The 26,751-nt window shown below is 48.1% G+C and carries 33 protein-coding genes; 17 read left to right on the top strand and 16 right to left on the bottom strand.

Annotated elements, in window-relative coordinates:
- Positions 1-19: 19 nt before the first annotated feature.
- On the bottom strand, positions 20-388 hold the full coding sequence (locus tag P397_RS0109280) for a hypothetical protein (protein WP_028106308.1): 369 nt from the start codon (positions 386-388) through the stop codon (positions 20-22).
- A gap of 88 nt (positions 389-476) precedes the next feature.
- On the opposite strand from P397_RS0109280, the gene P397_RS0109275 reads away from it, so the two are divergent.
- Together P397_RS0109275 and P397_RS0109270 are read left to right on the top strand one after the other, a co-directional pair.
- Positions 477-887 (top strand): MarR family winged helix-turn-helix transcriptional regulator, encoded by a 411-nt coding sequence (locus P397_RS0109275; protein ID WP_028106307.1) that lies wholly within the window; start codon positions 477-479, stop codon positions 885-887.
- Positions 868-1,215: a DUF3147 family protein gene (locus tag P397_RS0109270; protein WP_035414141.1), complete on the top strand. Its 348-nt coding sequence runs from the start codon at positions 868-870 to the stop codon at positions 1,213-1,215. The genes P397_RS0109275 and P397_RS0109270 overlap by 20 nt, the downstream gene beginning before the upstream one ends.
- 31 nt (positions 1,216-1,246) lie before the next feature.
- Here P397_RS0109270 and P397_RS0109265 read toward each other — a convergent pair whose 3' ends face one another.
- A complete protein-coding gene (locus P397_RS0109265; RefSeq protein ID WP_028106305.1) occupies positions 1,247-2,134 on the bottom strand; it encodes an NAD-dependent epimerase/dehydratase family protein in 888 nt (295 codons plus the stop codon).
- A gap of 22 nt (positions 2,135-2,156) precedes the next feature.
- Entirely contained in the window at positions 2,157-2,450 is a 294-nt protein-coding gene (locus P397_RS0109260; RefSeq protein ID WP_028106304.1) for a hypothetical protein, read from the bottom strand.
- 151 nt (positions 2,451-2,601) lie between these two features.
- On the opposite strand from P397_RS0109260, the gene P397_RS0109255 reads away from it, so the two are divergent.
- Positions 2,602-3,249, top strand: coding sequence for a hypothetical protein (locus P397_RS0109255; protein WP_028106303.1), 648 nt, complete (start codon positions 2,602-2,604; stop codon positions 3,247-3,249).
- A 41-nt stretch (positions 3,250-3,290) separates the two neighbouring features.
- On the opposite strand, the gene P397_RS0109250 is transcribed toward P397_RS0109255, so the two are convergent.
- Positions 3,291-3,779, bottom strand: coding sequence for a hypothetical protein (locus P397_RS0109250; protein WP_051523958.1), 489 nt, complete (start codon positions 3,777-3,779; stop codon positions 3,291-3,293).
- Between the two features lie 85 nt (positions 3,780-3,864).
- Here P397_RS0109250 and P397_RS0109245 point away from each other — a divergent pair, with 85 nt between their 5' ends.
- Complete coding sequence (locus tag P397_RS0109245; RefSeq protein WP_028106301.1) at positions 3,865-4,044, top strand: hypothetical protein; 180 nt, start codon at positions 3,865-3,867, stop codon at positions 4,042-4,044.
- A gap of 45 nt (positions 4,045-4,089) precedes the next feature.
- On the opposite strand, the gene P397_RS0109240 is transcribed toward P397_RS0109245, so the two are convergent.
- On the bottom strand, positions 4,090-5,295 hold the full coding sequence (locus tag P397_RS0109240) for an MFS transporter (RefSeq protein ID WP_028106300.1): 1,206 nt from the start codon (positions 5,293-5,295) through the stop codon (positions 4,090-4,092).
- Positions 5,296-5,409: 114 nt separating this feature from the next.
- Here P397_RS0109240 and P397_RS0109235 point away from each other — a divergent pair, with 114 nt between their 5' ends.
- Positions 5,410-5,922: a GNAT family N-acetyltransferase gene (locus tag P397_RS0109235; protein ID WP_028106299.1), complete on the top strand. Its 513-nt coding sequence runs from the start codon at positions 5,410-5,412 to the stop codon at positions 5,920-5,922.
- A gap of 34 nt (positions 5,923-5,956) precedes the next feature.
- Here P397_RS0109235 and P397_RS0109230 read toward each other — a convergent pair whose 3' ends face one another.
- The 4 genes from P397_RS0109230 to P397_RS0109215 are packed head-to-tail and all read right to left on the bottom strand — an operon-like array spanning position 5,957 to position 7,621.
- A complete protein-coding gene (locus P397_RS0109230; RefSeq protein WP_235183968.1) occupies positions 5,957-6,400 on the bottom strand; it encodes a hypothetical protein in 444 nt (147 codons plus the stop codon).
- On the bottom strand, positions 6,394-6,705 hold the full coding sequence (locus P397_RS0109225) for a hypothetical protein (protein ID WP_028106297.1): 312 nt from the start codon (positions 6,703-6,705) through the stop codon (positions 6,394-6,396). The genes P397_RS0109230 and P397_RS0109225 overlap by 7 nt, the downstream gene beginning before the upstream one ends.
- A gap of 17 nt (positions 6,706-6,722) precedes the next feature.
- A complete protein-coding gene (locus tag P397_RS0109220) occupies positions 6,723-7,418 on the bottom strand; it encodes a DUF3169 family protein (RefSeq protein ID WP_035414138.1) in 696 nt (231 codons plus the stop codon).
- The gene (locus tag P397_RS0109215; protein WP_028106295.1) at positions 7,415-7,621 is read right to left on the bottom strand and encodes a helix-turn-helix transcriptional regulator; all 207 of its coding nucleotides are present in this window, start codon (positions 7,619-7,621) and stop codon (positions 7,415-7,417) included. The genes P397_RS0109220 and P397_RS0109215 overlap by 4 nt, the downstream gene beginning before the upstream one ends.
- Before the next feature lie 247 nt (positions 7,622-7,868).
- Here P397_RS0109215 and P397_RS0109210 point away from each other — a divergent pair, with 247 nt between their 5' ends.
- A complete protein-coding gene (locus P397_RS0109210) occupies positions 7,869-9,518 on the top strand; it encodes a M3 family oligoendopeptidase (RefSeq protein ID WP_028106294.1) in 1,650 nt (549 codons plus the stop codon).
- Positions 9,519-9,638: 120 nt separating this feature from the next.
- On the opposite strand, the gene P397_RS0109205 is transcribed toward P397_RS0109210, so the two are convergent.
- From P397_RS0109205 to P397_RS0109185, 4 genes are all read right to left on the bottom strand, one after another.
- Complete coding sequence (locus P397_RS0109205; protein WP_028106293.1) at positions 9,639-10,541, bottom strand: ABC transporter ATP-binding protein; 903 nt, start codon at positions 10,539-10,541, stop codon at positions 9,639-9,641.
- A 2-nt stretch (positions 10,542-10,543) separates the two neighbouring features.
- A complete protein-coding gene (locus tag P397_RS0109200) occupies positions 10,544-11,227 on the bottom strand; it encodes an ABC transporter permease (protein ID WP_028106292.1) in 684 nt (227 codons plus the stop codon).
- 237 nt (positions 11,228-11,464) lie between these two features.
- Positions 11,465-12,034, bottom strand: coding sequence for a hypothetical protein (locus P397_RS0109190; protein WP_152539594.1), 570 nt, complete (start codon positions 12,032-12,034; stop codon positions 11,465-11,467).
- 21 nt (positions 12,035-12,055) lie between these two features.
- Positions 12,056-12,526, bottom strand: coding sequence for a GNAT family N-acetyltransferase (locus P397_RS0109185; protein WP_028106290.1), 471 nt, complete (start codon positions 12,524-12,526; stop codon positions 12,056-12,058).
- 159 nt (positions 12,527-12,685) lie between these two features.
- Here P397_RS0109185 and P397_RS0109180 point away from each other — a divergent pair, with 159 nt between their 5' ends.
- The 5 genes from P397_RS0109180 (at position 12,686) to P397_RS0109155 (ending at position 15,814) form a co-directional block, all read left to right on the top strand.
- A complete protein-coding gene (locus P397_RS0109180; RefSeq protein ID WP_035414136.1) occupies positions 12,686-13,123 on the top strand; it encodes an NUDIX domain-containing protein in 438 nt (145 codons plus the stop codon).
- Positions 13,124-13,137: 14 nt separating this feature from the next.
- Complete coding sequence (locus tag P397_RS0109175; protein WP_028106288.1) at positions 13,138-13,602, top strand: GNAT family N-acetyltransferase; 465 nt, start codon at positions 13,138-13,140, stop codon at positions 13,600-13,602.
- Between the two features lie 257 nt (positions 13,603-13,859).
- Positions 13,860-14,234 (top strand): YciI family protein, encoded by a 375-nt coding sequence (locus tag P397_RS0109165; RefSeq protein ID WP_028106287.1) that lies wholly within the window; start codon positions 13,860-13,862, stop codon positions 14,232-14,234.
- A gap of 108 nt (positions 14,235-14,342) precedes the next feature.
- Positions 14,343-15,047, top strand: coding sequence for an ABC transporter ATP-binding protein (locus P397_RS0109160; protein ID WP_028106286.1), 705 nt, complete (start codon positions 14,343-14,345; stop codon positions 15,045-15,047).
- On the top strand, positions 15,044-15,814 hold the full coding sequence (locus P397_RS0109155; protein WP_026832990.1) for an ABC transporter permease: 771 nt from the start codon (positions 15,044-15,046) through the stop codon (positions 15,812-15,814). The genes P397_RS0109160 and P397_RS0109155 overlap by 4 nt, the downstream gene beginning before the upstream one ends.
- A gap of 114 nt (positions 15,815-15,928) precedes the next feature.
- Here the strand turns inward: P397_RS0109155 and P397_RS0109150 are convergent, their stop codons facing one another.
- On the bottom strand, positions 15,929-16,546 hold the full coding sequence (locus tag P397_RS0109150) for a CPBP family glutamic-type intramembrane protease (protein WP_028106285.1): 618 nt from the start codon (positions 16,544-16,546) through the stop codon (positions 15,929-15,931).
- 243 nt (positions 16,547-16,789) lie between these two features.
- Between P397_RS0109150 and P397_RS0109145 the strand changes: the two genes are divergently transcribed.
- From P397_RS0109145 to P397_RS0109130, 3 genes are all read left to right on the top strand, one after another.
- Positions 16,790-17,536 (top strand): ABC transporter ATP-binding protein, encoded by a 747-nt coding sequence (locus tag P397_RS0109145; protein WP_028106284.1) that lies wholly within the window; start codon positions 16,790-16,792, stop codon positions 17,534-17,536.
- Positions 17,533-20,001 carry an FtsX-like permease family protein gene (locus P397_RS0109140; protein ID WP_028106283.1) on the top strand — a complete coding sequence of 823 codons (2,469 nt, stop codon included), beginning with the start codon at positions 17,533-17,535 and terminating at the stop codon, positions 19,999-20,001. Before P397_RS0109145 ends, P397_RS0109140 begins: the two co-directional genes overlap by 4 nt.
- Positions 20,002-20,336: 335 nt before the next feature.
- A complete protein-coding gene (locus tag P397_RS0109130) occupies positions 20,337-20,657 on the top strand; it encodes a hypothetical protein (RefSeq protein ID WP_028106282.1) in 321 nt (106 codons plus the stop codon).
- 10 nt (positions 20,658-20,667) lie between these two features.
- Here the strand turns inward: P397_RS0109130 and P397_RS0109125 are convergent, their stop codons facing one another.
- Positions 20,668-21,015 carry a hypothetical protein gene (locus tag P397_RS0109125; RefSeq protein WP_028106281.1) on the bottom strand — a complete coding sequence of 116 codons (348 nt, stop codon included), beginning with the start codon at positions 21,013-21,015 and terminating at the stop codon, positions 20,668-20,670.
- A 117-nt stretch (positions 21,016-21,132) separates the two neighbouring features.
- Here P397_RS0109125 and P397_RS0109120 point away from each other — a divergent pair, with 117 nt between their 5' ends.
- The 3 genes from P397_RS0109120 to P397_RS0109110 all read left to right on the top strand — a co-directional run bounded on the left by P397_RS0109120 (position 21,133) and on the right by P397_RS0109110 (position 23,014).
- Positions 21,133-21,435: a putative quinol monooxygenase gene (locus P397_RS0109120; RefSeq protein WP_028106280.1), complete on the top strand. Its 303-nt coding sequence runs from the start codon at positions 21,133-21,135 to the stop codon at positions 21,433-21,435.
- A gap of 60 nt (positions 21,436-21,495) precedes the next feature.
- Positions 21,496-21,945: a hypothetical protein gene (locus P397_RS0109115; protein WP_028106279.1), complete on the top strand. Its 450-nt coding sequence runs from the start codon at positions 21,496-21,498 to the stop codon at positions 21,943-21,945.
- A gap of 106 nt (positions 21,946-22,051) precedes the next feature.
- Complete coding sequence (locus P397_RS0109110; protein ID WP_081776967.1) at positions 22,052-23,014, top strand: DMT family transporter; 963 nt, start codon at positions 22,052-22,054, stop codon at positions 23,012-23,014.
- 39 nt (positions 23,015-23,053) lie between these two features.
- Here P397_RS0109110 and P397_RS0109105 read toward each other — a convergent pair whose 3' ends face one another.
- On the bottom strand, positions 23,054-26,749 hold the full coding sequence (locus P397_RS0109105) for an ABC transporter permease (protein ID WP_028106277.1): 3,696 nt from the start codon (positions 26,747-26,749) through the stop codon (positions 23,054-23,056).
- Positions 26,750-26,751: the final 2 nt, after the last annotated feature.

Raw genomic sequence — 26,751 nt, 5'->3', positions numbered from 1 at the left:
ACGTCTTTTTAAAAATAGGTCAACCTTCCGGAATCGCCGTATAGCGATAAGCGGTCGTTCCCTTAAAAACATAGAGCACGCCCGTTGCTTCTTCGTCCCGATATAACGTCGTTCCAGCTTGCCAGTCCGTTGCTGCTTGGTCCGTCAACGGTTGTTTGGCAGTCACCTGTTTTTTGACCGTCGAAAAGGAGGTCACGTCGTCTTTTTTGATGGTCGCGTCCGTTCCGTCGAGCTGATACACCCGGTCGTCTGCCCGAATCAAGTCGGCTGTTGTATCTTGACGGGCTTCGGCTGCAATCGAGTCCGTTGTAGACGTCGTGGTTTCAGTAGCACAACCTGCGCTCAAACATATACTGCCTAAGAGTAATAACGTGGCACGTTTCTTCATACAAAAACCTCGCTTTCAAATCTGATTTGTTTTTATATCGTAAAATACGATATAATCGGTTGTAACGATATAAAAAGGAGTGACCAAGATGTCAACGATTCATGAGGATTTTGCCCGGTTGTACTATCGATTGCACCCAACATGGGCGGAAAACCTGTCGCACCAAAGCGTCCGGATTTTGCAGACGATTCAAATGGCAGGGGTGATGACGGTGAAGGAAATTGCCAAACGATTTGCCTTGTCTCCGAACACCGCGTCCGAACATGTCAAAAAACTAGAAGGACTGGGGTACATCGTCAAACAACGTTCCGAGACCGACCAACGCGTCGTTCAAATCAGTTTGACATCGGAAGGACGGACAGCCGTCAAAACACATACCGAACTGGATGCCGGTCGGGTCGAACGTGTCTTAGCGCAGTTGTCACCGGCAGACCAACAAGCCATTCAGGCGGCGTTTCGCTTATTCCGGGAGGCGGCAGATGACTGCTTTTCTGATTAAAATTTTGTCGAGTGCCCTTGTCATCGGTCTTGTCACAGAACTGGCCCGACGGTCGCCGTCGTACGGTGGCGTGATTGCTGCTCTGCCGCTCGTAAGTCTGATCAGTCTGGTCTGGCTCATCCAGCAGGGACAATCCAAAACGGAAGTGACGGCGTTTGTCAAAAGTGTCTTGTCAGGCTTACCGGCGACATTTTTGCTGTTGTTGGTATTGTATCTGCTTTTGAGCCGGGGCGGATCACTGTTATTCAGCCTGATATGCGCCGGAGCATGTTGGTGGATGTTTTGGACCGTGCAGCAACAACTCACTCAATTGTGGAGTCGGTTGTAAACAAGTGTAGATCGAATGAGACTTCTATCCGTTATTCAGGCGTTGAGGGGACCGCGAACGATGCTAGCAATACTTCCATCGTTTCTTCAAACGAACGAATCGGCCGGTAACCGAGGGCGACGATTTTGTCGTTCGAATAGGTCGGATGCTCCGCAATCCGGTTCGGGATGCGGTACGGCTTGCCCGACGCTTCGATCAGACGCATGCGAAAGTCGGTTTCCGGAATGTTGGCGTCGACCGCATGGAAGACGTCACCGGCTTGCCCGCGCGTGAGGACGAGGTACACCATTTCGGCCAGATTATCGGCATGAACCCAGTTCACGACATCGTCCGGATGGACCCAAGTCACGATCTCCGCCTCCTGCATCCGTTTGACTTGGCGGTCGCCCCAGTAGGAATCGTGTTCGGCACAGATGGCACCGGACCGTAGAATGCGGACGTCGAGTCCGTACGCTGCATACTCGTTCAAAATGCGTTCCGAGCGGATTTTTGTCTCGATGTACGGTGCCGGATGGTCAACGGCGAGCGGCGACGACTCGGTCAACTGACCGTCCGCTGGTTCTCCGTAGACGGATGTCGTCGAGATATGGACGATGCGTACCCCCGTTTCATGTGCCACAGCGGCCAAGTGCTCGACGCCAACCACGTTGGCTTGATGCGCAAGGACCTGCTCCTCCCCAAGATAGGCGGCACAATGGATCACCCAGTCAATCTTCTCCATCGCTTGTCGAAGCGACGCTCGATCGGTAAGGTCACCGAGGACCGGTGTGAAACCCAGTTGCTCCACAGCAGCAAGCTGATTGGGATTCCGGATCAAGCCGCGGACTTCGAGTGCTTCCGATACAAGTCGTCTTGCGACACGCGCGCCGAGCGTCCCGGTGACGCCGGTCACCAAAATGCGTTTTCCTGTCAGTTTCAAATCATCGACCTTCTTTCCTCTTTCAATTGACCCGCTCGATCGTTGCGACGAGCGGTTGTTTGTCTTTCCGGTATTCGAACCGGATGATGTCCCCCGGTTTTAAGACGGATAATGGGTTGGTCCGACCGTCAATCTTCGTCTGATCGTCAACCATGACTTCGGTCAAGGCGTACGAAGCTTCCGGATCCTGCTCCTCAGGACCGAGCGAAAGCTGATCGCCTTGGATTTCTTCGATCACATATTCCTCGTGGGAACAGCCGGATAAAACGCAGACTATGAACAGACCCAGAATCAGTAAACGAATGGTGCGGCGCATGTCTTCACCACGCTTTCATCAAAAGTATTCAGAGAAAAACGGATTATGTTCATTGTAGAGATATTAAAAGAAATACGAAAGAAAAATATGGATGAATTTAGTCAATTGAATAATTAGGATGGTAGTATTAGGGAAAAAAGGAGGGGGTAACATGAGCGTATTTGCTAAAAAGCTACTGATTCTTTTTGGTGTCATGGTCGTGATGGTAGGTCTGGTTGTTTTTCTGTATGTCCAGTCCAGGGAACCGGACGAACCGGAAGCAGATCGAGTCGTACGTGAGACGAAATCATACATCGCGAAACACTTTCAACAGGCTGAAGTAGCGGGCGTCTTCTACGACTCGACGGGCAGGTACTCCGAGTTTGATTATGCCGTGCAACTGAATGATTTAAAGACAAATATCGATTTTTTCGTGTATGTCGATCAGCAGACAAAACAGGTTACGGATACCTACTTGTCTGAACTGTGGTCGCAGACACTGACGGAAAAGATCCGTCCGCTTGTCGAAACGATTTTCGGTCAAGGGACCGCATACAAGGCAGTGTACTATCAAGAAGCTGTCCAACAATTGAAGCTGGATCCATCATCGTCAAGCGAGTATGAGAAAGCAAAAATCCCACCGTTCATTACGATTACACTGCAGCGGGACCGCTCACCGACTGAAGAAAAGAATTTGAACCGGCTGGCAACAGCTTTAAAGAAAAAGAAACTGCTCCGACACGGAAATCTGGCCACGGAATACATCAATGAAAAAGGAATACTGCGGGAAGATGAGATCGGGTTTAATACATACTTTTAACAAGAGCGGACCACCTGTATGGTTAGATGGTCCGCTCCTGTTCAGAATCCAGTCAACATGCTTTGAAGATAAACAAGTCCCATGAACAGAATCCAGACGCCAATCGGAATTTCAAGACTCATCAATGCTTGCGTCAGACGGTACGAAGCTCGTTTGTTCTGTAAGTAACGATCTGTCACGAAAAACAGGAATGCTGCAGCTAAGCTGAGGGTACCGGCGTAAGGATTAAATATCAGGAAAAAAACAGATCCGAATGCCAGATGCAACGCACCCAATACAACAAATTCGGCTTTTTGATTTTTGGTCATACGTCGGCTGATGATCTCACTGAGCAGTGAAGTGATCCCGCCGTAAATCAGGATGAACGGGAAACTGTACATCAGGTAGACCGGAATGCTGATTAAAACACTTGATATATACTGCCAAATCAAGTTGGAAGTAGGACTGTTCGGATATGGAACGAACAGACCAAATAAAATCGCAAAGATGGAGCCGCTAAGAGAAGCGGCGATTACTTTTCGGTAAAACACAGCATACACGTCCATTCTTTAAGACAATTGTTTGTAAAACCGATACATTAAATTGTACAATAATGAAAAAGGGAGGAAATGTAAAATGAAGAAAAACTACATAACGATGTTTCTTTTGCTAAATGCTTCTTCTATTATGGCAGGACTTGCACTTCGGCCTGTCGTTGACTCGGCACTGCTTGTTGGTGCCGGTTTAGGCACGATTTTTCTGTTTTGTACGATTGTGTTGGTTGGAAAAAGAGAGAAGCAGACGAAGGCACAGTGAACAGCTGTGTCTTTTTGTCTGCCTTCATTCTTAGAGGAGGAGACCTTACTGTACCGGCTGTTTCGCCTCCCGCACCGGAAACAACAGACCCACTCCGATAATCAGAGCACACCCGATAAAGATGGCCGGTAATCCGAGAGTCGCGACGAATGACATCGTTCCGAGAATGATTAAGTCGAACGCGGAATCGACGAGATTGAGCAGCGAGAGCGTCGTTGCCCGGCTGCCGGACGGGATATGTTCGTTGATGATGCCGGAATAAAGCGGTTGGCGGATTGACCGGAGCATCCGGAGGACAAAAAAGAGCACTAAGGCGATCCATAAACTGTCAAACAAGAAACTGGCCAACGTAACGGCAAGCAGTGTGACGACGCCGGACAGTTGCATCAATGTCGTCCGTTTAAACCGGAGCAACAGCCACGCGAGATGTCGGGTGATCAGCATGCTGAGTAGAGCAGCGCTTGCGTACAAAACACCGAGCCATGCAACGGGAAGTCCGGCTCCCGTCACATACGGTTGCTCAAACTTTCCGAAAATGACGACAGATGGAATCAATACTATCGTAAAGTTGAGAAAAACTTTAATCAGATCCGGTGATCGGCGGATGATCTGCCAACCGTTTTTAACATGGGTATACGGGTTGTCCCGGAACTGATCAAACGATTTAGGATTGATCAGACTGAAAATCAACAAGAATTCGATGATTTTGAAGAGAATTCCGATGAGGATCAGAAATTGGAACTGACTTTCCGCTAAATCGCGGACGAGATAGGCGCCGATCAGGCTGGTAAAAATCGTGACGGAGAACATGACGGACGAAATCTTCGCCATGACCTGACTCATCGTCTTTTCCTGACCGCTTTCCTTTAATGATTCGTAAATCAAGGCATCGTCTGAACCGGAAAAGAAGGACGTTGATAATCCCCACAGCAGTCCCTGAATCGAAAACCACCAGAGATTGTCTGCGACCAGCAACAGACTGGTTGAGAAAATACTGATGAGGCTGCCGGTTAAAAACGACGCTTTTGGTCCAAAGCGGTCGGCAAAGGCACCGGTCGGGATTTCCGATACTAACGTGGCGGCACAATACATGAAGAGGATGATCAGAATGTCAGATGCCGACAAGCCGCGATGAAAATAAAACAAGGTGATGACCGGATCGAGGAGATTGATCGTGCCAAACAAAGTAATGAAATAAAAGACACGGACGTTATGAGTAGCTAAATTATGATGATTTCGTTTGATGAACATGCTGTTTCCTAACTTGACCAGTAATGGCGACGCATTGATACAACGTATCTTATATGATTATAATGATAATATATGGAATTTGAAAGGAATAATTAGGGGGTTAGGAGGGGTGATATGAAAATTCAGTTGAAGGCCTGTACGGCACTGGACGCAGAAGAATTATATGCATTTGAACTCAAGAACCGCACTTATTTTGAAAAATCGATTCCGTCACGCGGAGATGACTATTACATGCCTGAGATGTTTAAGCAGCGCCATGCGTCGCTTTTGCAGGAACAGCGAGATGGCACTTCGTTCTTTTACCTGATTAAAGATGAAGGCGGAGAAATTATCGGTCGCATCAATCTCGTCGATCGGGATGTAACTACGAAACGGGCAGAACTTGGGTACCGGATTGGACAGAATCATACGGGAAAGGGAATTGCCAAAGAGGCCGTCCAGCTGTTGATTGAACAATGTCGGAAACTTGATATTAAGGAAATTCAAGCAAAAACGACGGACGGAAACATCGCTTCGCAAAAAATTCTGACAGGTAACGGATTCCAACAAGAAAGCAAAGCAGTAGAAGTCGAACTGAACGGTCAACGAATGAGGCTTATTCAGTTCAAACGGACGATGCTCGACTGACATCAAAAATGACTCCGGTAGTTTTAACCGCGAGTCATTTTTTAGGATTATTAAACGATTTTTTGAGAATTCTATGCGAAATCCAAAAATACAGAATCGCTGATGCGCCGCAAAGCATCAGGAAAGGCAGCAAGAACAACAGTTCACTGAACCGAACGGCTCCGTCATGATTTAGTAAAAGAATAACCAGGGCGATTGTACTGCCTGACACACCATATAAAAAAGGGACTGTCTTCCGGCGCTTAGGGAAGAATGAAACGAATCGTTTCTTCAGCCAATCGACGAGAATTCCTGAAATGAAGATGACGGGAAACGAATAGAACATATAGATGAGGAAATAATCGAAAGCCTCGGAAAAGACATCTTCATCTGATTCTTCAAAAAATGCATAAACGGATAGAACCAACGTCAACAGACCGGAAGTAGCGATTGCGGTCAGAGCGGCAGCGAACAATTTGTTCAACATTTTGTTCAACATATAGGAGTCTCCTTTTTATGAACATGCCGGAAGGCTCGTTCAATCAGCTGATTTACGAGATAGTAGAGCAGGGCGGAACCTCCGGCAGTCGTTAGGGAAACCGGGACGTCAAAAGCCTCTTTCGTAAAAGTCAGGATTAAAATCGTTCCAATCAAGACGCCCGACAGGACATACAAAACGGCCTGTATGACAAACCGAAGCCGGGTCGAAAAAAGATGTTTTGATCTGTTCCCGATTATCACATCCGTCAAGACACCGGAAATCAAAACAGAGGTGAACGTACCGGCAATAATGCTTCGAAGCATGCTGATTTCTCCTGTTCTTAACGATTACGAATCGTCAGATAATATTTTGCGTTACTGACCATCAAGATGGATGTAATGACGAAAATGCTGAATAGCTGAGAGCTCGATGTCGACAGCGAGTAGAAGAGCAGCAAGATGATTCCAACGATCAGCATCATATTAACAAGAGAATGTGTTTTGTACAGTCCTTCGAGCATGACGTGTTTTTCCCCGTCATCCGATGCCGCGAGGAGTTTCATGGCATAATCCGTTTCACTGATGTCCGGAAGCTTCCGTTCCGGATACATGTGCTGGACCAGCGTCTGAAACCGGATCGAACCAATCAGTCCGACACCCATTACGACGAAGCCAGTCACGACTAATGAAAGCTGTTGATCGAGCACTAAATTCACACTGACCAATACAAGACTAAGCGGAAGCACTAAGTTTAAACTCAGTGTGCCATCACTGAACCAGCGATACATCTGTTGATCAGCCGAGTCTTCCGCGCCTCCCGTCAACGGTTGGTGAAGAAGGCGTTGAATTTGCCGATAACGAATCAGCGAAAACAGTAGTAAACCGATCATGACAACAAGCAAAAAGCCATTGACCCACACGCTGTACTCTGAAAAGGCGATTCCCTCGAGCGGACTGCTCAACATCCAGTACATCAAGAAAAATCCAATAGCGCCGCCAACAAGCATCCGTAATATCAACTGTAGATTTTTGTTCACAGTAACTCCTCCTCGTCGAATTGAAACATATCCTCGATTGTCGTTTCGAAGACCCGGGCAATTTTAGTGGCGATCAGAAGCGACGGCATGAACTCCCCCCGCTCAATCAAACTGACTGTCTGGCGTGAAATATTGGCGCGTTTTGCCAGTTCTGTTTGATTCCATCCATGGCGTGCCCGTAGTTCCTTTACTTTTGATTTCATTTCCTTCACCTCACTTGAATTGTAAACGATACTTGTCTTAATGACAACGATAATAGTCAAAAAGATAATGAAACTAGTCATTCTAGAAAAAACTTGTCAGGAAAAGACAGAGACAGATTTTCACGAACTAGAAAACGGCGTCAAATAATCGTATAGTCATATATAGAATAATGATTGATTTAACAAATATTGGTTAAGGTGCTTGATTTGTTCATCATAGAGTACGTACCGATGAAGGGGGAAGCAGATGAAGACCGTAAAGCGCAAACTAGAAAATGATTTTAATGAGTTAATGAAGAGTGCGGACACATTTCCTCGATTCATTGAACAGAGTCGAGCGTTTATTCATAAGTATGATGAAATGGTCATTTGGGCATCGATTGATTTTCAAAGGGATACATCAAATCAACAATACGAAGACCGACTGAAAGAAGTGCAGCGTGACATCAAACCGCTCTTGGCAGTTTGTAAAAAAAGACTGTACGACATCTGTCTCGAGAAGCACGGCGAAGCAATTGAAAATACACGAATGCAAACCATTTTAATGCACCAACAAACATCGTTTTCAGACAAAAACATCTTGATCCGTCAGCAAGAGGATGAACAAATCAACCGATACATCCAATTAATCGGGAGTCTGCAATCCATGGATGAAGAAGCTGTCTTGATCCATGATTTAACGGCATTACTTTTTGAATCCGATGAAGATGTACGCGAGACTGCCTACCGGGCGATTCATCTTTCCTATCAACATCACGCCGAATCACTTCAGAGTATTTTTTCAGAGCTGATTCGATTACGCCACGAGAAAGCCAAAAATCTGGAACTTGAAAACTATGTGGCATATGCCTTCATGGAATTGGGGCGGATTGATTATACCTCGAAAGAATGTCTGCGACTGGCATTGGCTGTCCAAAAGCATATCGTGCCGCTGAAAGAAGTATTTCAAGAGGAACAAACCAGATTTTTGGGGAAACAACAACTTCGCCCGTGGGATGTACGGATCTCTCCATATTCGGACGTCCAAGAGACGGCAAGTACATCTGTTGAAAGTCTGCTGGAGACGGTCGGAAGAATTTTAAGTAATCTGGATCCATCTTTTCATAAAGTGTTGGAAGAACTTAAATCTCAAAAGCATCTAGATCTTGAAGGAAGAGCACATAAAGCGGGTGGCGGTTTTTGTGAATTCCTTCCGGAGTCTGAAACGTCGTTTCTTTTCATGAATCGAACACAAACATTTGATGATGTGGTCATTCTCATTCATGAACTGGGACATGCGATCCATCATGATTTAATGAAAGACGCGCCGGACAACTTTCAGCAAATCCCGATGGAAGTAGCGGAGTTCGCAGCGATGACATTTGAACTTCTTTCCATGGAGTTTTGGCATCTGGCGATTGAAGATGCAGCACATGTCCGGAAGGCAAAACTCGAGCAATTCAGGCTGGTCATCGAGTTTTTACCTCAAACCATCATCGTCGATCAGTTTCAGGAATGGTTGTATCGAAATCCAGCACATACCGTTGAAGAACGAAATGAACAGTTTGCCTCCTTAAGCGACCGGTTTGACTCCAACGCCATCGACTGGAGGACACTCTCGAGGTGGAAAGGGGAGGAGTGGCTGAGCATCATTCATTTGTTTGAGACACCCTTTTATTATATTGAGTACGCGATGGCGCAAATTGCGGCCTTACAGATGTACCGGAAATACAAAGCGCAACCGCAACAAACCATCGAAGCTTTTAAAACAGCGCTCCGCGCGACCCGCACACATTCAGTCAAAGAAGTCTACGCGTTGGCGGGCGTGTCGTTTGATGTCTCTGAACACGAGATGCAAGCACTCGTTTGTTTTGTTCAAGAAGAAATTGACAAGCTGCAACATCTTAAAAACCATTAACTATTTTTAAATGCGGGTACCATGAAATATTTAATTTCCTGAGTACTAGTAAGCAGCTGTCTGACTCATGTGTGTACAAAAACACCCCCGCTTCCGTGTCAGGAAGTGGGGGTTGTCTCTTTAAACTGCCATGAAAACATCTTCTAACGAGGTGACCTCGATTTTCACTTCGTAAATCTTAACGCGCTGGGCGGTCAATCGTTCGATCAAGAGTGGAATGACTTCCTCCTCGTTCACTTCGATGACGCTGACTGCTTGATCGTGTTTAATGAACTGGACGTCATTGATTCCGCATTCCTGTAATCTCATCGCGTCCAGTGAGGGATTCGTGCGGAGATGAACGTGGATCGTCTCTTTCGCTGCATGTTTTAATTGTGCCACCGTACCGACTTTGGCAATCATCCCGTCCGTCATGATGGCGACGGTATCACAAATTTTTTCGATCTCCGTCAGATTATGCGACGTCAGGAAAATGGTCTTGCCCTGCTCTTTTAAAGTGAGGATCAACTGTTGAATCAGGATGGCGGACTCCGGATCAAGACCGGATGTTGGTTCGTCGAGAAAAATGAGTTCCGGATTGCCGAGCAAAGCTTGCGCAATACTGATTTTCTTTTTCATCCCGAAGGAAAACGACTTGATTTTTTGTTTTTCAACATGAGGTAAGCCAACTTGTTCCAGCAATTGACTTAACTCGGCTGTACTTCTGGTATCTCCTTTTAAGGCGGCCATGTACTTTAAAAAGTCGAGTGCTTTCATATGTTGGTAAAGGTTTGACGTATCCGGCATGACGCCGATCTTCTGTTTGATCCTCTCCATCTGGTGATGAGTTTTCCCTAAAATTGAGAAGGAGCCGCTCGTCGGTTGAGTGATGCCGGTCAAGATATGAATGAACGTTGACTTGCCGGCACCGTTACGTCCCAGAAAACCAAAGATTTCCCCTTGTGTGACGTGAAGTTGAATCCCTTTCAACACGTCGTTGCCGGCATAACGTTTATGTAGATCGTTCACTTCAATTGCGAGCATGATTACAAATCCCTTCTGTTGAACATAAAATAAGATGCTGCGAGAAACAGGATACCGATCACGAACGGTATGACGAGATATCCGTTTGATTCCACGACATAGTAGTACGGCAACAGATACTTAAAGGGCAGCAAGTACCAGTTGCTCGAAAAGGCAGCCCAAAATCCGAGAATCGGACAGAGAATCCCGAGCAAGATTCCGACGAACATCGTCATGCTGGGACGTGAAATCCATGTCGATAAAAAGATGTTTAAACACGTGATGAAAAACAGGACGGTGCAGACCGTCAGATAATCGAGTAAAAACCACGACCGGGCATAGAGGGAAACAATCAAAAAACTGATCGAAATGGCACCAATCCAAAATAAAAACGAGCCTAAAAACTTACCGAGGATGATATTAAAACGTGATGTTTTACTGACGAGCAGTCGAATGGTTTGATAGTCAATCTCACGGTTGATGATGTCGTGCGAAACCGCAAAGACAAACAAGAAACCGAAGAAGAAAATCAAGAACTTGATGCTCGAGGTATAGGCAGCTTGACTGTCGAAATTGCCCAGTAATTCCGGATGGCTGGTCAAATAAGAGGCGGTCACGACCGACGTCAAGGTAAAGAACAGGACAATCGCGACAGACTTAAAGCTTTTAAACGTATGGAAAAACTCATTTTTTAAGATAGCAAGCATAAAAACTCCTGTGTATATGTATTTTTTCGATTCGACAAAGATATAACACCTTACTTTTTTTGAACCTTTGTAACAACTACACCCAGTCCGTATAACGTCAAGGCGGTCAAAATAACAACAAAGATGGTTTCCATGAATATCACTCCTTTAACTTTTGTAACGTACAGTATTCAGATTGGCGCAATATTACTTCTACGGTAAACATGGATAAAAAGAAAGGGGAGGTTTGCATCATCTTCAGCTGATTTCACCGGTCCGTCCGCAATGGAATTCAATCGTTGGTATATGTCCCGTCACGATTCCGTCCATCGTATAGTAACCGCCGAGACTGATTTCGTAGGTTTGATTGGCATCGATTCGCGTTGCTGTATAGCCTTTTTGAACCCAGGTCCCTTTGGTACGAGATTCGGACGTAACGGAGACCGTATCCGAACAGAGTTGACGTTCGGCACTTTGACTATAATCGGTCGTAATATCCGCTATGACGTTGATTTCACTTGACTGTTCCGGTTTGACCGCCTGTTTCTCATCCGATGTCAAAGCGATTCTGAACGTACTCCGCTTTTTGGCGATTTTTCTGAACTCCTCGACCGGACGCCAGTCTTCATCCCGAAAGGCATAGATCGGGGCTAACTCTAGCTCACCGTCCGGATGACGTTGATTCACGGATTCAATTACGATTTCGTATTGTTGATACAACTCATTTTTTTGCTGCGTCGTCGGTCCCTTTGTCTCAGCAATCGCGTCCGGTGACAACGGAACGAGCAGTGCAATGGACAATAAAGCAGTAGATATTGTTTTTTTCATCGACATTCGTGTACTCCTTTTTCAGGTCATGATTTTTTGATACTGGATCAGCGTCGCGTTGGCAGTAAGCGGTTTCCGGACACCGGTTTCGACGTAACCCATCTTTTCATACAACTGGCACGTTTTCGTTTCTTCAAAAAGACTCGACAGTTCCCAAGTCTCAGCCTGCGGATAACGGGCTTCCGCGAGCAGCATGGCTTGTTTGGCAAATCCGTTGCCTTGGGATTCCGGTGCTAGAAACAGCGGACTGATCCGGAAATGAACGTCTTCTTTCCAGCGAATACAGATTGCGCCGACGAGCTGTCCGTCCGCGATGATTTTTAGGAACGTGCTCGTCGGATGATGAATCCGCGCGTAGACCCGATCCATCGTTTCATTGGCAGGATTCGTGTCGTAATCTTGGTATTTCTCAAGCAAGGGACTGAACGCTGCGACTTGCAGTTCAAATAACGCTAGTGCATCGCGGTCGGTTGCCGGTTCCAAATGAATCATTCGAATCCTCCTTTTTGACGTAATGGGATTATTTTACCATAAGGTCATTCGCATGGAATTATTTTTCCTTTTTCAGAGAGGACTGTCCCCGCCTGAAAAAGACTATGGTATAGTAGATAAGTTAAAAAATACCATCTATTGATTTAAGGGGGAATGAGCATGACACGCCAAAAAAATATCGTCTATAACGTCTTATTAAACGAGACACGGGATCAGGTCCTGATGGTCAAAAACATCGGACCGTCGTATTCGTATTACACGCTGCCCGGGGGAACGGTCGAGGCGGGTGAGACGTTGCCGGAAGCAGCAATCCGGGAAGCGAAAGAAGAAACCGGTTATGACGTCGCGGTCGGGGAACTGTTGCACGTCAGCGAAGCCTTTTTCCCACAAGTCGATGAACATTGTCTGTTCTTCTTTTTCCAGTCCGAAATTCGCGGGGGCGAACTCGGTACGATTTTCCCGGATGAGATTGAGGAAATTTCGTGGGTGACGATTGCGGACGCCGTCCAGTTCATGAACTTGTCGAAAGAATATGAACAGATTTTGACGACGCAACAGACGGTACCGTATGTCTTCAACGGACAAATCACCCATTGAGTGGAGGGACACGCATGCAGATTATCGAAACAACGGATCTGGATACACTGGCCCGGCTGAACCGCTACGTCCATGAACCGCATGTCGCGCAACAGCCGGACTTTTTTAAACCGTACGACTTTGCGACGGTCCGGGCGTTTTTTGCGAAAATGGTCGGGAAGGATCAACATCAGTTTTTAATTGTGGAACTGGACGGAGAAGCGATCGGCTACGTCTGGATCGAATATCTCCGGCGTCCGGAAAGTGCCTTCAACTTTGCCAATACCAAAGTCCGTGTCCATCATCTTTGTATTGTCGATGACAAACAGCAACAAGGGTTCGGCCGTCAGTTATTGCTTGAAGTCGAGCGACGGGCACTTGAACAAGGTATACATAAGATTGATCTCGATTACTGGATGAGCAACGACGGAGTCAATGTTTTTTACGAGCGACTCGGTTTTGAAAAGATGCGGCAAGTCGTCGCAAAATCATTAAATTAAGAAAGAAGGAAGTATGAATGGATTATACAGACTTGAATTTTATCTTTGGGCTGTTGCATTTGTTTGTTCAGTTCATGGCCGTCCCGGCAGCCATCTACGCACTGTATTTATTACGTAAAATTGCCAATAAATAAGCGGCACCTTGTTTCCATTGGAGACAAGGTGTTTTGTTTTGAACGCGATTATTTGCATTGAAAACAGGGTATTTTTAAGTAGGAGCGACGAGTCACGAAAGCCTTGAAACTAGGAGGGATTGGATGTTATTTTTATTCGTCGGCTACTACGATGTAGAAAAGATGAATCAGTCCTCGCAGCAAGAGCTCGATGCCGTCATGGAACGGTGTAATCCACCGCTCGACACCTTTTTTACGAAGCTTAACGTTTTGTCTGAATGGCATCCGGGAGCCGAAACGAAACGGGCCCGGATTCTCGACGGTCAGATTCAGCATCAGGACGGACCGGATCCGGACAAAACGGAACAAATCGGCAGTTTAATCGTCTTTGAAGCGGATGATTTGGAGCAGGCTGTCGACTTGGCGTTACTTCATCCGACGACCCAGTTACCGGAAGCACAGAAGTACGGCTGGCGGATGGAAGTACGGCCGTTGATTGATCCAAAAGAAGCAAAATAGACGGTTTTTGAACATACAGCGCATCGATGCGTTGTATGTTTTTGTGATTTTCGGGTATACCTGTTTCATAACTGATCAAAAGAAACCAGAAAGTCAGGTGAAGCAGACGTGTCGATCATTACCTTTGAAGACGTCCAGTACAAACATATACTCCGCGGCATCACGGGAGGATTCACGGAAGGCAAAATCACGACGCTCGTCGGACCAAGTGGTGCCGGAAAATCCACCTGCTTAAAGCAGATGAACGGGCTGATCTCACCGGACGGGGGACGGGTTCGTTACCGTGGGGAAGATTTAGAACAACTGGACCTCGTTGAACTCCGGAAAAAAATCGGGATGGCGTTTCAAAGCGCGCCGATGTTACCGGGAACGGTCGGCGATAACCTCAGCTTACCAAAAACAATTTTTCACGAGACGCTGGCGACGGACGAAGCCCATCGCTTACTGGGATTGGTCGATTTGCATGTCGACCTGAACCAACCGGTCAAAGAACTGTCGGGCGGTGAACGGAGCCGGCTCGCGATTGCCCGGACGCTCGTTAATCGACCGGATGTGTTGTTGCTCGACGAAATCACGTCCAGTCTCGACTTTCGGATGGTCAAGGAAATCGAGCAGCTGATTCAACGGTTGCAACGGGAACTTCAAGTGACCGTCATCTGGATCACGCATGATCTCGATCAGGCGCGGCGTGTCAGTGAAGAGGTTTGGTTCCTGAAGGACGGACAACTGCTCGAGCAGGGCAACGTCTCGCTGCTTGAACCGGACGGAGCACGTTCGGACATTCAGGCGTTCCTAAAGGGGGAGTTGTCATGAGTTACGTCCAGTTGGCAACTTCCTTGATTTTCATTGCGATTCCGCTGATTCTCGCCTTTACACTGAAACTCGGTCTCGAAAAAGACATCCTGATCGCGACTGTCCGCTCGATCATTCAACTGCTGATCATCGGCTATATCCTGACGTTTGTGTTTGAAAGCGACAGTCCGATTTATATCCTGCTGATGATTCTGTTGATGATTGGTGCAGCGACACTGAACGTCATCCGTAAAGGTGACGGGATTCCCGGTATCCAGTGGATTGTCCTCGCGACCTTGGTCTCGGTCGAAGTGTTGACGATGGGACTGATGCTCGGACTGAACATCATTCCGTTTGAAGCCCAGCAAGTCATCCCGATCAGTGGGATGGTGATCGGAAACTGTATGATTTTGTCGCTGTTATTTCTCAATAAGTTCAAGGATGAGGTCGAACGGGGTGATGAAGTCATCGAACTCATCTTGTCGCTCGGCGGTGATACCAAAACAGCCATCGATACAAGTCTGAAGAGTGCCATCCGGACGAGCATGATTCCGACGATTGAAGCGCAGAAGACAATGGGCTTGGTTCAACTGCCCGGCATGATGAGCGGACTGATCATCGGCGGAGCCAATCCGATGGAAGCGGTCCTCTATCAATTATTGATTTTATTCCTGTTGCTGACGACGGCAGCCACGTCCGCCGTACTCGTCGGTTACATGTCGTACCGGAAACTGTTTAATCAGAAGTCACAGTTCATCGGTTTGACGTACCGCAAGGCAGATAAGTAAAGGCGTTCTATTTGTCTGGGCATACAAAAAGGGGTGCCGGAATCAAAGCCGGCACCCTTTGTCGTATAAAAAAATAAGACATTTCATGCGACTCGAGCGAGTGGTGAAGTGGTCTCAACGGGCGAGCGCGATGAGATCGACCAGGAGATGGGTCAGCCAAGAACCCCAGATACTGCGTCCCATCTTCAAGTAGACGTAATTGAAGATTAAACGGGCGACACCTTGAAGCAAAAGCACGTGGGCGACTGTCGAGAAGACGGAGCCGTCCCAGTAGGAAAAGACATGCATCAAGCCAAAAATAAGTGCACTGATCAGCGAACTGAGTAAGAAGGACAGTCCTTTACTCCGCAAACCTTCCAAAATGCCGATTCCGAGCAATTCTTCTCCCATCAGCATAAACGGCAACATGAAGATCAATTGATTCAGGTGCCCGACTCCCGGATTGGCGGCCCAATCAAAGCCGATTGCTGATGCAAGCAATCCGGTCAGCGTGGCAGTGACGAGATAGACGATGGCGCCGACAGGAATCAGCCAAAGTTTGCGTGGACGGGAGAAGGCGAGTTTACTGTCTCTCTGAAAAGCAATCAGCCACGCCAGCCCACCTCCGATGAACAATCCCCACCAGGCCCAGCTGAAAGAAGCGAGGGCATAAAATCCAGCGATCAACAAAACGGCTCCGAGTATTAAACGGACGTTCGTCGTCTGCATCGTCTGTGTGCGATCTGTATCCATATTCAGTTCCTCCTTACATAGCGCGAGGGGCATGGTCGATGTGGGGTTAGGAAGGAAATAGACGTTCAAAATCCATGTCAGAGGCAGGTCATCCTACATATGGTTAGATATTCCACGTCGGTTTAGGTTCAAAACTAAATTTCTAGTAATAGATGCTTGGAATCCTCATTTTAAATTACACAAGTGCTGAATATCCTTTTAATGGTATTATAGGTGTGGAATATACATAAAAAGGAGAATGGGATGACACCATCATTACTGCAAATTCAACACATGACAAAGACGTACCAACGGGGAATGGAGACGGTCCATGCACTCGACGATGTCTCGTTTTCGATGCAAGAAGGGGAATTCATTGCCATCATGGGCACGAGCGGTTCCGGTAAAAGCACCTTGTTGAACATTCTCGGAGCACTTGATCAGCCGACAAGCGGTACGTTGCGATTGCGGGATGAAGCGCAACGCGAAATCTTCACGGAACCGGCGGCGACCTTGTACCGGCAACAAAACATCGGCTTTATTTTTCAATCGTTCCATTTGCTCGACGATTTGACGGTTTCAGAAAATGTGGCACTGCCGTTGATGCTTGCCGGAACGGATGCGAAGACAATCCGACAACGCGTAGAACACCTTCTCGAACATGTGGGACTTTCACGATGGGCGAAACATCGGCCGACCGAACTGTCGGGCGGTCAACAACAACGGGTGGCAATTGCCCGGGCGTTGATTGCAGAGCCGCCAATCGTTTTGGCGGACGAACCGACCGGGAATCTTGATTTCAGAACGTCGACGGAAATCATGACGCTGCTGAAGGCGCTGAACAAAGAACAACAGACCAGCATCCTGCTCGTCACGCATGATGCGCAGGTCGCGTCTTACGCCGACCGGGTATTGTACTTCCACGACGGACGTATCGTAGCCGATCAGCCGTCGACCGGAGAACTTGGACCCATCATGGAGACGTTCGAGCGTTACGTGAGGTCGGTATGAAGCAGGAGAAACAGCATTTGTTCCGGTTGGCACTGAAATTATACCGGAAAAGTCCGATGATTCTTCTGACCTCAATCGGCAGCGTATTGATTTCGATTTTACTTGTCCTGTCGATGGTCTTGTTCGTTTCGCAAAGTCAGGCTTCGGTTCAAGCTGATATCGAGCGGCTCTACGGCAAGATGGACTTGTCGGTCGGCTATCAAAGTGGACAGACGAATGTCATCGATCAATCCTTTTTGGACCGGTTGACAGGAGATCAACAGACCCGACAGATTTCACCGATTTGGATTACGAATTTGACGGTCACCGGACAAACGACGGCGGATGTTTATACGATTGGGACAAAAAATGATACTCTCGCCAAAAGCCGCTATCGTTTTAAGCAATCAGTGGGGCGGGGCGAGGTCATTCCGAATGCGGGATTGGCCAAAGCCTATGATGTCAAAGTAGGACAGACACTCACGATTGCAGGTAACAAGTACAACGTGATTGAAATTCTGCCGGACGCATCAGCGAGCGGAGCAGCACCGGATACGCTAGTGATGTCGTATGCGGATGTCAAAGAATTGAATGCAACCGTCGGGCAAGAAGGTCTTGCAACATATGTCTTGATTCAGTTGAAAAAGGACGCGGATGTCGTTGCCTATGCGGATCGACTGACACAAGCCATATCTGGACTGCGCGTCGAACTTGCCGAAACCGAAACTTCGAACGTCAACGGTGTCTCGGCCATGCAGGGCTATGTCGGCATCATTGCCGGACTGATTTTAATCGTCTCCGCGTTTATCCTGATGACGAATTTTGATGTCTTTCTCCGCAAACACCGGTATCAGTTCGCCACCATGCGGACGCTTGGGGCGACGACGCGGCAATTGTTCCAAATCTTCATGATCCAGTCGAGTCTGATTGTCTGCGCCGGAGCTCTGATGGCTTTCTTATTAAGCGGATTATTTTACAGTGTCTTGCAGGAACAGTGGCGGGAACTATTTGCATTGAAGGGAGCGGTCATTCCGTTTGATGGGCAATTGGCCTTTTTCGTTACAATCGGCAGCAGTCTGTTGATTCTCTTATTGCTGAGTGCTGCTGCTTACCGCAACCGGCGGATTCTGCCGCTCCATGTCATGCGTCAAAATCATGATGGACCTAAAGCGTCTAAGCTCCGGGGACGTTTCGTTAAAATTTTCGTCGCACTCACAGCAGGGGCGCTGTTATATGCGACGATTCTTGCGCAAACAGACAATCACCGAGCCGGTGGGTATCTCGTGTCGACTATCAGTTTTCTTCTGATGATGTACAGCGTAACCCCCTTGTTACTGCAACGGCTGTTGGTCCGAATTGAACCGTTGCTTCAAAAAGTGGCTGGGCCGACGACCTTTGTGGCTGTTCGGAGTGTCTTGCCGCAAATACGGAAAAACGCGTTGCTGATGCTGATCGTCCAAATCCTGCTGGTTGTTGTTGTCCTCGGTTCGACCTTCCTTGAGACAATTAAACAAAATGAGCTGACCTATCTGAAGACACAATATCCGACGGAACTGGTCCTGAAAAGCCGCTTGATTGAAGGGACAAAAGCTGATCCACTTGAACTGACACAGACGATTGAAGAGGAGCTACCGGAAGCAAAAAGTACATTCGTTTCTCCGGTAAGTGGACTTGAAATCATAAAATCAGATCACACCATTACTTTAAATTACGCATTGACAGACCTTGAAAAACTTGACGCAATTGGAAAACCCGTTCGCTCTTTAGAAAACGATCAATTCATCGTCTCTAAAGCATTTGCGCAAGCGAATAAATTGGAAGTTGGTGACCGTCTTGAGGTGGGGCGTTTTATCGATGGAGAAACGGGCACCGTCTCGATTGGTCAATTTGAAGTCGGACAGATTGACCCGGACTTACCAACGGACGCCTGGTTCGACTGGCGGTCGTCGATCCGTACTTCTGAAGACCGGCTTGGTGCACTGTATATCGATGCAACCGACACGGAGCAGACACAGGCCGTGTTGCAGGAACTGACGACACGTTATCCGACGCTCCAGTTGAACCGGTATGAGACGTCCGTCAACCTGGCGAATCAGCAACTGCAAGAACGATGGATCGTCTTCATCGTCGCGCTGGCTGTCATGAGTGTATCCGTCTGGTTTGGTCTCGCCAATTCGTTATTGAATTATTTGGCGACGAAACGACGCGAGTATGCATTGTTGCGCACGTTGGTCTTGACCCGGTCGTCGCTCCGACGTTTGATTTTGATTCAAATGCTGATTTTCATCGGTAGCGGCATCGGATTCGGACTCGTCACCGGGATTGGCACCACCTTCTTGATTTCACGCGTCGATGGCGGAAACATCGCACTGGACTTGACGAGTATCAACATGACGGTTGTCGGACTTGTCGTGTTGGTGTTTGGACTGATCTGGTTCACGACAAGACGGAACCAGGAGAATCTAGTCGAAGAATTGAATCAATGATTACAAAAAACCGTGAACCCGATTCCTGAAAGAGGAATGGATTCACGGATTTTTTTTATTCTGAGAAGTTTTCAGCAAGCGGACGAAAAAGAAGAATGCAACCAGCACAAGTAGAATATTTGTTACGAGCGTCAATCGCGGCAGATCAAGGAGGGTGGTGTTCAGGAGATTGACGAGAATCAATCCCGCCAATAACAAGCGAAACACTAAAGGAAAAGTGCGAGAAGACAAATGAAGACCTCCTTTCTCCTCCTGCTTTTCTTCAATAAGCAGGAGGTCTGGAATGAACAGCGAATTCTGTCTAAAGAGAACAAAACGGAAACGGGGCGTTCGAAATGCGAAAGACGGTACTGGCACTACTCTTATTAGGAATGATCGGCGGCATCGGTTGGTTTTTTCTTGAGCAGGAACAGGATGAGACGTTTGAACAAATCGTACGTGCCCGGGTGACGAAACATGTCGCCGCGCAATATGGCAAAGAGACGATCGTTGCGGTACGGTCTGCTTATGACAAGACGGCTTCTTCGAAAGAAGCCCGACATCAGGTTGCCGTCCAGCTGAACACCGATCCACGCGGTGAATACCAGGTCTTTCGACTGGCGAAGCAGCAGGTCGTCTTCATTGGACGCACCCGCTCCTTACCGGAACGAAGATGAACCGTACGCGTCAGTCCTCCTGCATCCGTAAACGGAGGTAGGAGACAAGCGTCGGCACAGCAATCGCTAAAGCGACAGCCGTTGCGAGCAGGAGGGGCACGGTATCGAGCGCAATGTACGAGACAAAGGCTGCTACAATCAGTACGGTTCGAAGGACATTCAATCGAAATGGTGCAGTAGGAACATCCTGATCAGGTACTAGGAATGACATCCGGTACCGGAAGTAGAAGTGGATCAACAGTCCAAGTTGGATGATCAGTAAGAAAGTAGAATCGGATTGTTCAAAAAAAATGGCGTAAATCGTCATCATCATGACGAGCAGATACAAACTGGTCGCTAAAAACAAACGTTTCTTCAAAACATATTCTCCTTTTGATTATGTAGGTTATTCTTAGTATACGTACATTCCACCTAAATGTTCCCAGAAATCTTGATTTGAATAATCAGTCATTACGTCATGAAAGGGGAAAAGAAGATGTATTACGGATTATGGACGAAGTTCACGACGCAAGCTGATGAGGGAGAACGATTGATTGAACTACTGTTAGAAGCAGCGGCGTCTCTTGAGTACGTGACGGATTGTCTGCAGTATACTGTTAGTACGACAGGTGAATCGGATACCGTGATGGTTCGGGAAATTTGGACGGACCAAGCGGCGCATGCAGCGTCTTTGCAGTTGCCGGCAACGCGACAGTTGATTGAACAGGCGCGACCAATTCTGTTACAGGTCGAGCGAATGTTTGAAGATCAGCCGCACGGGGGCAAAGGATTGGTATAATTTTTCCAAAAAGAGGGAACTTCTATTAGCAGTACGCGTAATCCCTTATGAGGTGAGAAGATGAACAAACAAGAACGGATCCAAATCATTCAGACCATTCGTAAGCAGATAAAACCAGTGCGAGTGGTCTCTGCCTGTTTTGCAGCGATTGGATTCCTAATCCTATTTTTAACCAATCAGCCTATGTGGTCGACTTTTCCGATTGTTTTCGCTTTGATTCTTTTCGGTGTATCTTCACGAAAAGAGTGTCTCGAAATCTGTCGGATAACAAACATGAAACAAGCCAAACAGTGGATTCAACTACGTTACGTTACTAGTTTTGTCCTCATAAGTATAGCGATGACTCTTTTCGTGATCCCACATGTGGCGGATGTTTCTGATTTGCACATATTATATTGGTATTTGGCTAGTTCGGTAATAATCATAATGACAGTCGTCGTTGAAACCAACTTAGATCACCGCGTTAGACAAGCCGACCCGGAACAGCCGTTAAGCAACGAATACCGGTAATGAAATTCCTCGGTTGCAAAAAAGTATCCGCGATAGCCGGATACTTTTTCTTGTGTTCAACTGACGACATAAGCAGGCAAATCGCTTTCCCGTCCGTCTCTGACATATGATAGGGACGACTCGTACAAAAGGAGGGCTTCTTATTCTGGCCATTATCATTGGATTAATTATCGGGATCCTCGTTCCCGTTCAAACGAGTGTTAACACACGGCTGCGTGGAATCGTCGGTTCACCATTCCTTGCGTCCTTGCTATCCTTCAGCATCGGGACGGTTTTTTTGATCGTGCTGACACTGTTCGTCGAACGCAATTTCAGTCTGAATTCGGGCGTTTGGTCGGAACCCGGCTGGATTTGGATCGGCGGCGTGCTTGGTGTCATCTTTTTAACCGGAAACATTCTGCTCTTCCCGCGAATCGGCGGTGTCCAGACGGTGATCATGCCGATTTTTGGACAGGTGCTGATGGGGCTGCTGATTGACAACTTCGGTTGGTTTTCTACAAATTCCACACCGCTTTCGTCCACACGGCTAATCGGTGCGGGATTTGTTTTACTTGGTGTCGTCGGAACGGTTGCGCTCGGCGATTGGCTCGCGAAACGCCGGCATCCGGAACAGGTAAAGCCGGTCGATTCGACCATTTACGGTTGGAGAATTCTCGGTGTCGTCATGGGAATGATGAGTGCCGCCCAAGCCGCGATTAACGGACATCTTGGTGTGGTGCTCGATTCCGCCATTAAAGCAGCGTTGATTTCCTTTATCGTCGGCACGGTGACATTATTGCTTGTAAACGTGATCGTCCGGACAAAGTGGCAGTTCAACCGGTCACTTCCGACTCCGTGGTGGATTTGGATCGGCGGGTTGATCGGTGCCTTGTTCATCGCCGGGAATGCTGTGATTGTCCCGCTCGTCGGAACAGGCGTTGCTGTCGTCATCGTGACAATCGGCCTTCTGACCGGCAGCCTGTTAATTGACCGTTTCGGATGGTTTGGCGCAGCGAAAACGCCGGTCACCGGTGTTCAACTGTTCAGTCTTGGTCTGATGATTGTCGGCATCGTACTGATCCGGCTCTAATCAAACATACTCCCTTCCACTGACGGAAGGGAGCATGTTTTAGTCCAATTCGACTTTGACGGTTGTCGGTTTCGGAAAGGCTGGACTTGACGCATACATGACGAAAACATGCTGATCGGCCGGCACTTCATAAACAAAATCAATCCGCGAACGAAACGGTGAATAATACTGGAATCCATTCTTCCACGCTTTTTCGTTTCGATTGACGTAATCGATTTGTTCATACTCCGTTCCGTCCGGCGCTTGTAACGTAAACGTATTCGGCCGGTAATCCATGGAACTTCCGTCATAATCGTCAAATGTATCCTGAAAAATCAACGGTAATGTGACGAGACGGTAGCCGTTACGTGGTTTTAACTTCAACTCTTTCGGAGGATTCGGCAACAGAGCATCCACATGAAACACTGCTTTTTTCTGAAGCGGATCACCTGGATAGGTCTTGACGATGCCTTTGTTCATCATCTGTTTGACCGCTTGTTCTTCTTTATCCGTCAATGCTTTCGGCGGCGGACTGACTTCGATCTTAACAGCCCGTGATCTACTGATGGCCGCACCGGAAGCAATCAGGACAAACTCGGTTTCGTCTTCCGGTACTTGATACACGAGGTCGACGTGTGATCGTTTGTTCACCGTGTAATCCATGCCGCGTTGCCAGGCATCGTTCCGGTTGACGTAATCGACCGGTTCGTAAGGAGTATTAGTTTTATCAAACATCTGGAAACGATTCGGGAAGTAGTACGTCCTCTCGTCCGGTGCTCCTTCCGTCTTCAAATAAACAGGAACGGTAATATACCGGAAACCTACTTTTTCCTCGAGCTTCAACGACGCCGGCGGTTCCTTCAACAGGGGACCGACCCAGAAATATGAGTCTTTTAAGGCTGGATCGCCCGGGAACGTCGGGACACTTCCTTTCGCCATCAATTTCTTGATAACAGCATCGGAAGAACCGGCGATTTTGGGTTCGCCGCGTTTGGCCCCTGTCAAGCCATCTTTGATTTTACTGCCGGTTGTCGTGATGACTGGTGTTTCAGCCGTTTTGGTCGCAACCGGTTGTGGCTCGGTTTCATTTGTCGCAAACAGGAACAAGGAAGCGACGCCTGCGACAAGCGCTCCGCCAATCGTTCCAAGGGCAAGCCGGAAGCGACGCTCCGTCGTCTTGGAATTAACGGCGACATTGCCGATGGCGGCATTCGGTGTAATCCGAACGGCACGCTGGGCCGGTAACAAAGCCCCGATGACACCGGTCGCGACCGGAATCAGTAACGTCAGACTCAGGAAACCGAGTTCAGCTGACGGGAATTGATGGTACATTTTTAAAATCAGGAACAGGGCCATGAGGAGTCCTGCAATCCCGGCAATCAAACCGGTCAACAGACCTTCCATTAACACAAGTTGACGGATCATCCGGTCCTGCCAACCGGTTGCTTTCAAGACCGCCAGTTGCGATTTCCGTTCATTGACGTTTTGCCAGAGGATTTCCGTCGTCGTCAGGATGGCGATCAAGAGGGCAACGGCCATCGCGACGTAATGCATCGTGCCGACTTCAAGGGCGACGAATTCGCCGAGCCAGGAGGCGTAAAGCACCCCTTTTAAGCGGAACGTCACGAACAGGAAGAAGATGAACAGACTGGTCGGCAGGGCGATGGCGACAATCGACAGAAATGTCCGTTGCCAATACGTGACAAGCTGATTGAGGCTCATCCCGAGAACGGACTGGGAACGGACGAACCGGCGTCCTTTTGAAATTTCTCCGGACCGCATGCTGTCATAAGGCTGAATCCGGCTAATGAGCGCCATCGGAACAAGTGTCCCGCCCCAATAGATGAACAAACCGGCAAGACCGATCAATAAAATCCGGCCGAGGGCAATCGGGTGATCCGTCGTCAGCCAAAACGTCCCGAGAATCGACCAGGCAATCAGGGCGACGAGCGTCCCGAGAAGCGTGGCCTCAAGGAACAACATTTTCGACAACTGACGGGGACGCCAGCCAAGCGACAGTAAAATCGCAAACTCTTTTTTGCGGGCGTAGAGCAAAATGATGTTCGAACTGAAGACGTAAACGAGGGCGACCGCGATGACACTGGCGATGACGCCGCTCATCCCGACCTTCGCTTCCTGGAAGATGCTGATCGATGAGCCGAGTTTGATCCACGGTTGCTGTACCCAACCGAGTGCCGCCTGTTTCTCAAGTCCAGGCAGATAGGTCAAGGCCGGTTGCGGGGATGAACCGAGCGTGACGTCCGTGATCAGACCGGTTTTGTCCTCGATTTCCTTGGAGACCGCCTGCAATTTGGCCTCGCTCTGTTCGTTCATTGCGCCAACACCTTTGACATTGACACGGATGACGGAAATCGCTTTTTTACCGCGAATTTGAAATGCTGCATCCAGCGTCGTCAGCATCGACGGCGGTTTCGTCAAAAAGTCATAGGAATCATTGGACGGTTTGACATCACGGACCGGATTGACCGGTTGTTCCTTGGCGTTCATGACCCACTGGGCTTTCGCCGGGAAATAGGTCTCCATCGGCAATTCCGTTAACGGATCTTTTGAGACATTCAATTTTTTCGGATTAAAGACACCGATATAATCGAGCCTGAGCCGCTTCCAGTCCGCGCTGGAGCTGCCGAATTCCCGCGCTTCCCGATACATCGTTCGTTTGAAGAGTAACGAATCCGGATTGACCTTCTTCGGTTCGACCTGATACGTAAACGGCCAACGGGAGGCGTACGGACTTTTGATCGGCTGATAGGTAATCGGAGAAGGTTTCAACGCCATCCAGTTGGACTGGCTGACATCCGTGACAGCCGGCGCATGGCTGAGAATATCCTGCACTAACTTTTTTTGGATTTGTTGCGTCGTGACGGTGTACTTTTTCGCTTTGTCGGACGTCACCGGGAGCGTCTCCAGATATTTTTTGCCGCCGCGCTCCGTCACATCCTTAATCGTCTCGTTCATCGAGTCGTTGAGTAAGGGGACGTCCAGTTTTTCGTACGTATAGATGCGGGACGCGTCAACATACTCGCGTTCATTCAACAGCACCGGAATGGCGACGGTCCCGACTTCATCGACGACACTCGGACGGTCGTCTTTTGTGAAATACCGGCTGTACGTATCAGCGAACGTCGCCTGGTCAAGACCAATCAACTGGGCTTCCGCTTTCGGATCGATTCCGGCAAGCATCGTACTGCTGCCGAATTCATAGAGCGGTTGTTTGCCGAGCGGCATCGGCGTGACGCCGGCATTTGTCGCATCACCGGACGGTTCCCAGCCGGCTGCGATGTAGGTCGCGGACGAGTACTGTTCGACGTTTAAACCGGTATCCTGCCGGTCTGTGATGGTCAGTTTATAGATGCCTTCGTTTTCGAACGTATGTGTCCCGAGATTTCCGCCGGTCGAACTGTTGCCGATCATCGCGATCGGTGCCGCGACTTCGACATCGGCCATCTCTTGTATCGTTTGATATTGTTGCATCGTGATTCCGCCGTCAAGTCCGCTCATATAGTTCGGCTCGAGCAACTTTAAATCTTCCGTGACACTGCGGCTGCCGGGAGGACGGACGACAATGTCATACGATGACTTCCAACGCTTTTGCAGTTCGTCGACGACGGTGCCGTTGTTGGCCTGTGTCGTCCCGATCAGATAACTGAGTCCGGTACTGACGATGAGGACGCCGACGAGGAGCAGGATGAACCGCTCCTTGTTGCGCCACCAGGAATTCCAGATGAATTTCAGCATCA

The organism is Exiguobacterium undae DSM 14481, from assembly GCF_000620805.1.
In the GTDB taxonomy this organism is placed as follows: Bacteria; Bacillota; Bacilli; order Exiguobacteriales; family Exiguobacteriaceae; genus Exiguobacterium_A; species Exiguobacterium_A undae.
This window is presented reverse-complemented; position numbering and strand designations above follow the sequence as displayed.